The 5,295-nt window shown below is 63.9% G+C and carries 7 protein-coding genes; all 7 read right to left on the bottom strand.

The window, feature by feature from the left end:
* On the bottom strand, positions 1-657 hold a 657-nt coding region (locus P3W97_RS01395; RefSeq protein WP_300843180.1), incomplete at its 3' end, for a citrate/2-methylcitrate synthase.
* 16 nt (positions 658-673) lie between these two features.
* On the bottom strand, positions 674-982 hold the full coding sequence (locus tag P3W97_RS01390) for a succinate dehydrogenase assembly factor 2 (protein WP_300843179.1): 309 nt from the start codon (positions 980-982) through the stop codon (positions 674-676).
* Positions 983-1,007: 25 nt separating this feature from the next.
* Positions 1,008-1,709 carry a succinate dehydrogenase iron-sulfur subunit gene (locus P3W97_RS01385; RefSeq protein WP_300843178.1) on the bottom strand — a complete coding sequence of 234 codons (702 nt, stop codon included), beginning with the start codon at positions 1,707-1,709 and terminating at the stop codon, positions 1,008-1,010.
* 24 nt (positions 1,710-1,733) lie between these two features.
* Positions 1,734-3,539, bottom strand: coding sequence for a succinate dehydrogenase flavoprotein subunit (sdhA, locus tag P3W97_RS01380; protein ID WP_300843177.1), 1,806 nt, complete (start codon positions 3,537-3,539; stop codon positions 1,734-1,736).
* A gap of 3 nt (positions 3,540-3,542) precedes the next feature.
* Positions 3,543-3,908, bottom strand: coding sequence for a succinate dehydrogenase, hydrophobic membrane anchor protein (gene sdhD / locus P3W97_RS01375; protein WP_300843176.1), 366 nt, complete (start codon positions 3,906-3,908; stop codon positions 3,543-3,545).
* A 25-nt stretch (positions 3,909-3,933) separates the two neighbouring features.
* Positions 3,934-4,365, bottom strand: a complete 432-nt coding sequence (gene sdhC, locus P3W97_RS01370) for a succinate dehydrogenase, cytochrome b556 subunit (protein ID WP_300843175.1) — start codon at positions 4,363-4,365, stop codon at positions 3,934-3,936.
* Positions 4,366-4,519: 154 nt separating this feature from the next.
* The gene (locus P3W97_RS01365) at positions 4,520-5,227 is read right to left on the bottom strand and encodes a GntR family transcriptional regulator (protein ID WP_300843181.1); all 708 of its coding nucleotides are present in this window, start codon (positions 5,225-5,227) and stop codon (positions 4,520-4,522) included.
* Positions 5,228-5,295 lie beyond the last annotated feature (68 nt).

Here is a 5,295-nt window from a genome sequence, read left to right as displayed (position 1 = left end):
CACGGGGTTGACCTCATACTCCTCGCACGGCGTGCCGAACATCATGCGCAGGAAATTGCCCGCGTAGCTCAGGTTGTTGCGCGGATACATATACGGCTGACCAACGCCGTATTTGTAGGCCATGGCGACCAGGGTGGGCAGCTTGGCGATCAGGCGGATGGCAGCGATGTCGCGATGCTGCGGATTGTTGATGTCGGTGCTGTCGTGGTAGAACGCCGACATCGCGCCGACCAGCCCCGTCAACACCGCCATCGGGTGCGCATCGCGCCGGAAGCCGCGCAGGAAGAACTGCATCTGCTCATTGACCATCGTGTGCAGGGTCACGCGCCGGCTGAAATCGGCCTTTTGCGCCGCATTGGGCAGCTCGCCGTACAGCAGCAGGTAGCAGGTCTCCATGTAGTTGCACTGCGTGGCCAATTGTTCGATGGGATAGCCGCGGTAGAGCAACTCGCCCTTGTCGCCATCGATGTAGGTGATGGCCGACTGGCACGATGCCGTGGACAGGAATCCGGGGTCGTAGGTGAACATCCCAGTCTGGGCGTAGAGCTTGCGAATGTCGATCACGTCCGGCCCCAGGGTGCCGGAATAAATCGGCAGCTCGACGCTGGGCGCACCGTTGGAGAAAGACAGGGTCGCTTTGTGTTCTTGCAGTTTCATACGGATTCCTTGGGGTCTAGCGGGTGAGCTGCGGGGGTGGCGGCGCGTCGGCCCGCGGCGGCGTGCGCAGCAGCGCCAGTACCTCGACGACCTCGGGCGTCGCCAGCGCGCCTTCGGGCTCGCGGCGGCGCAGCAACAGGTCGAGCAAATCGTTGTCGCTCAGATCCATCAGCGCTTGCAGTCCGCGGGCCTGTCGCTCGGTGAGGTCAGCGCTGTATCGATCAAAAAAGCGCTCGATGAACAGATCGTTTTCGAGCAGACCGCGCCGGCATCGCCAGCGCAGCTTGCTGAGTTGGCGTTCGTCGAGCCGTGCGCTGTCGTCCATGGCCGAGTTCGTGAACGCGGGCCGGTCAGACGGCGCGGCGCACCATCAATTCCTTGATCTTGCTGATCGCCTTGGTGGGGTTGAGCCCCTTGGGGCAAACGTCGACGCAGTTCATGATGGTGTGGCAGCGGAACAGCCGGTATGGGTCTTCCAGGTTGTCCAGGCGCTCGGCGGTGGCCTGGTCGCGGCTGTCGGCGATGAAGCGGTAGGCCTGCAGCAGGCCGGCCGGGCCGACGAACTTGTCTGGGTTCCACCAGAAGCTCGGGCAGCTGGTCGAGCAGCTCGCGCACAGGATGCACTCGTACAGGCCGTTGAGCTCCTCGCGCTCCTCGGGCGACTGCAGGCGCTCTTTCTCGGGCGGCTGGGTCTCGTTGATCAGATACGGCTTGATCGAGTGGTACTGTTTGAAAAACAGCGTCATGTCCACGATCAAGTCGCGCACCACGGGCAGGCCCGGCAGGGGTTTGAGCACGATCGTATCCGGCAGCGTGCGCAGATTGGTCAGGCAGGCCAGCCCGTTCTTGCCGTTGATGTTCATCGCGTCGGAGCCGCAGACACCCTCGCGGCACGAACGCCGAAACGCCAGTGTCGGATCGATTTCCTTGAGCTTGATCAGGGCGTCCAGCAACATGCGCTCGGTGCCGAGTTCCACCTCCAGCGTCTGCATATAGGGCTTGGCGTCCTTGTCCGGGTCGTAACGATAGATTTTGAAGATGCGTTTGGCCATGGGAAAACCTCCGGCGTAGGGACATCAGAATGTGCGGACCTTGGGCGGGATCGACTCGACCGTCAGCGGCTTGAGATTGACCGGCTTGTAGGTCAGGGAGTTGTCGGCGCTGTACCACAGGGTGTGCTTCATCCACACCTTATCGTTGCGGCCCAGCGGACATTCGGGATCGTCCGGACCGCGCTCGTAGTCCTTGACGGTGTGTGCGCCGCGGCACTCCTGACGCGCCGCGGCGGAAGTCATCGTGGCCTGAGCTGCCTCGATCAGATTTTCCACCTCCAGCGCCTCCACGCGCGCCGTGTTGAACACCTTGGACTTGTCTTTGAGTGCGATGGCGCCGACACGCTCGCGCAGCGCATTGATCTTGCGCACACCCTCGTCCATGCTGGCCTGGGTGCGGAAGACACCGGCGTGCTGCTGCATGGTGGCGCGGATGTCGTTGGCCACGGCCTGCGCATACTCGCCGTCGGTGCGCGATTCCAGGCGGCTGAGCCGCTGCAGCGTCCGGTCGGCAGCGTCTTTCGGCAGGTTTTTGTGCTCGCGGCTGCGGTCCAAATGGGCGACGATGTGGTTGCCAGCCGCGCGACCGAATACCAGTAGGTCCAGCAGCGAATTGGTGCCAAGGCGGTTGGCGCCGTGCACCGACACGCATGAACACTCGCCCACCGCATACAGGCCGTTGACCACTTGCTGGCCGCCCTGGCCGTCCGGTACGACGACCTGACCGTTGATATTGGTCGGGATGCCACCCATCTGGTAGTGGATGGTTGGCACCACCGGGATCGGCTCTTTGGTGATGTCGACATTGGCGAAGTTGATGCCGATCTCGTACACCGAGGGCAGCCGCTTGTGGATGGTCTCCGGGCCCAAGTGGTCGAGCTTGAGCAGGATGTAGTCCTTGTTCGGCCCGCAGCCGCGACCTTCCTTGATCTCTTGGTCCATGCAGCGGCTGACGAAGTCGCGCGGCGCCAGGTCCTTGAGCGTCGGTGCATAGCGCTCCATGAAACGCTCGCCGTTGCTGTTGAGCAGGATGGCGCCCTCGCCGCGGCAGCCCTCGGTCAGCAGCACGCCAGCGCCGGCGACGCCCGTGGGGTGGAACTGCCAAAACTCCATGTCCTGCAGCGGGATGCCCGCGCGCGCCGCCATGCCCAGGCCGTCGCCGGTGTTGATGTAGGCGTTGGTGCTGGCCGCATAGATACGCCCGGCGCCGCCCGTGGCCAACAATGTGGCCTTGGCTTCCAAGATGTAGATGTCGCCGGTCTCCATCTCCAAAGCGGTGACGCCCAGCACGTCACCGTCGGCGTCGCGGATCAGATCCAAGGCCATCCACTCGACGAAGAAGGTGGTGCGTGCGGCGACGTTTTGTTGATACAGCGTATGCAGCATCGCGTGCCCGGTGCGGTCGGCGGCGGCGCAGGCGCGCTGCACGGGTTTTTCGCCGTAGTTGGCGGTGTGCCCGCCGAAGGGGCGCTGGTAGATGGTGCCGTCCGGATTGCGGTCGAACGGCATGCCCATGTGTTCCAGCTCGTAGACGACCTTGGGCGCCTCGCGGCACATGAATTCGATGGCATCTTGGTCGCCCAGCCAGTCCGAGCCCTTGACGGTGTCGTAGAAGTGGTAGTGCCAGTTGTCCTCGGACATATTGCCCAGCGACGCGCCGATGCCGCCCTGTGCGGCCACGGTGTGCGAGCGCGTCGGGAACACTTTGGACAGCACTGCCACATTGAGGCCAGCGCGCGCCAGCTGCAGCGATGCGCGCATGCCGGAGCCACCGGCGCCGACAATCACCACGTCAAAGCGCCGGCGGGGAAGGTTCGCAGTCAGGGTCATGGCTTACAGCCTCCAAAGCACTTGAAACGCCCAGCCCGTGCAACCGATCAGCCAGACGAGGGTAAAGACATGCAGGGCCAGGCGCAGACCTACGGGTTTGATGTAGTCCATCCAGATGTCGCGCATGCCAATCCAGGCGTGCCACGCCAGCGCGACGACGACGCCGAAGGTCAGGAATTTCATCCACAGTGCAGCGAAGATGCCCGCCCAAGCTTCGTATCCGATGGGCCCGGAAGTGAAGACGACTTGCGCCAGCAGGACCACGGTAAAGAGGGCCATGAGCACCGCTGTGGCGCGCTGGGCCATCCAGTCGCGCAGGCCGTAGTGGGCGCCGGTGACGACGCGCTTGGAGCCGTAGTTGACCGCCATTTGTCGTTACTCCATCAGTGGGAAATCAATACAGCCCAAACAACTTGGCGCCCAGCACGATCGTCAAGCCCAGGCTCAGCACCAGCGTGACAATGGCCGAGGAGCGACCGTAGGCCTTGTCCACTTTGTGGGTGGCATCCATAACGAGGTGGCGCACGCCAGCGCAGAAGTGGTGCAAATAGGCCCAAATCAGCGCCAGCGCCACCAGTTGGACGAACCAGCCGGGAACGAAACCGACGCCCGCAGAGAATGCCGCTGTAAAACTGCCATAAGACAGCTCAGACGACAGCGAGGCGTCCATCATCCAGACCGCAAACGGCAGCAGAAGAAACATCAGGGCGCCGCTGACGCGGTGCAGGATCGAAACCCAGCCCGCCGGCGGCAGGCGGTAGGTGGTCAGGTCTTTGAAGGCGTTGATGTTGCGGAACTCGGGCCGCGCAGGGCGCAAGGACAACATGGGATTTTCTCCTGGTGGGTCAGAGCATGCCGCCATGGTCGGCGAGGCCGTTGGCGGCCATGACGGCGAATTTGGAAGGATTCATCGGGTCGCTGTCGAGAACTCGTCACATTCTATTGCAACGCAGCATGACGGGGGGGTTGAGGGATAAGGGCTAGCTGAGTTCATTGCGGTAGTGGTGTCGGTCGGTGCGGTACAAGCCGCGACGCAGCTCCATCGGCACATCGTTGTAGGTGTAGGCCAGGCGTTCCACGCTGAGCAGCGGGGCGCCGACCGAGACTTGCAGCCGCTCGGCGGCCGTCTGGCTTGCAGCGACCGCCTTGATGCGCTCTTCGGCGCGCACCATGCGCACGCCGAATTGCGTCTCGAACAGGGCGTACATGGGGCCGGCGTATTCGGACAGCGTCTCCAGTGTCAAGCCGCGAAAGGCAGTGCCGGGCAGCCACAGGTCTTCCAGAATCGTCGGGGTGCCCTGGAAGGACAGCACGCGGCTGACCTGTACCACGGCATCCCCCGCGCGCAGGCGCAAGGCGTCCGCCACCTCGGTGCTGGCGCGCATGCGCCGACAGCCGAGCACTTCGCGCACCGCGGGGCCTTCGCTGTCCAGGGTGCCCACGTCCGGGTGCAGACGCAGGAAGCGGTACTGGATGTGCTGCTCGGCGTGCGTGGCGACGAATGTGCCTTTGCCCTGGCGGCGCACCAACAGGTTGTCGGCGGCCAGTTCGTCGATGGCTTTGCGCACCGTGCCTTGACTGACCTTGAAACGAGCGGCCAGCTCGATTTCGCTGGGGATCAGGTCGCCCGGCTTCCATTCGCCGGCCTGCAGGCTGTGCAGGATGAGGGTCTTGATCTGCTGATACAGCGGGCTGAAGGCGGGGGTGGAGACACCCGTGACAGGCGCAGCCGCGGCCGCCGGCCCCTCTGCACTCG

This window comes from Tepidimonas sp. (assembly GCF_029335975.1).
Taxonomy (GTDB): Bacteria; Pseudomonadota; Gammaproteobacteria; order Burkholderiales; family Burkholderiaceae_C; genus Tepidimonas.
The sequence above is the reverse complement of the archived record's forward strand: the minus strand, read 5'-3'. Positions and strand labels throughout refer to the sequence as shown.

Coding starts and splice junctions, on each gene's coding strand:
- sdhD (WP_300843176.1), bottom strand. CDS start 3,908: ATGGCGGTCAACTACGGCTCCAAGCGCGTCGTCACCGGCGCCCACTAC.
- sdhC (WP_300843175.1), bottom strand. CDS start 4,365: ATGTTGTCCTTGCGCCCTGCGCGGCCCGAGTTCCGCAACATCAACGCC.
- sdhA (WP_300843177.1), bottom strand. CDS start 3,539: ATGACCCTGACTGCGAACCTTCCCCGCCGGCGCTTTGACGTGGTGATT.
- P3W97_RS01385 (WP_300843178.1), bottom strand. CDS start 1,709: ATGGCCAAACGCATCTTCAAAATCTATCGTTACGACCCGGACAAGGAC.
- P3W97_RS01390 (WP_300843179.1), bottom strand. CDS start 982: ATGGACGACAGCGCACGGCTCGACGAACGCCAACTCAGCAAGCTGCGC.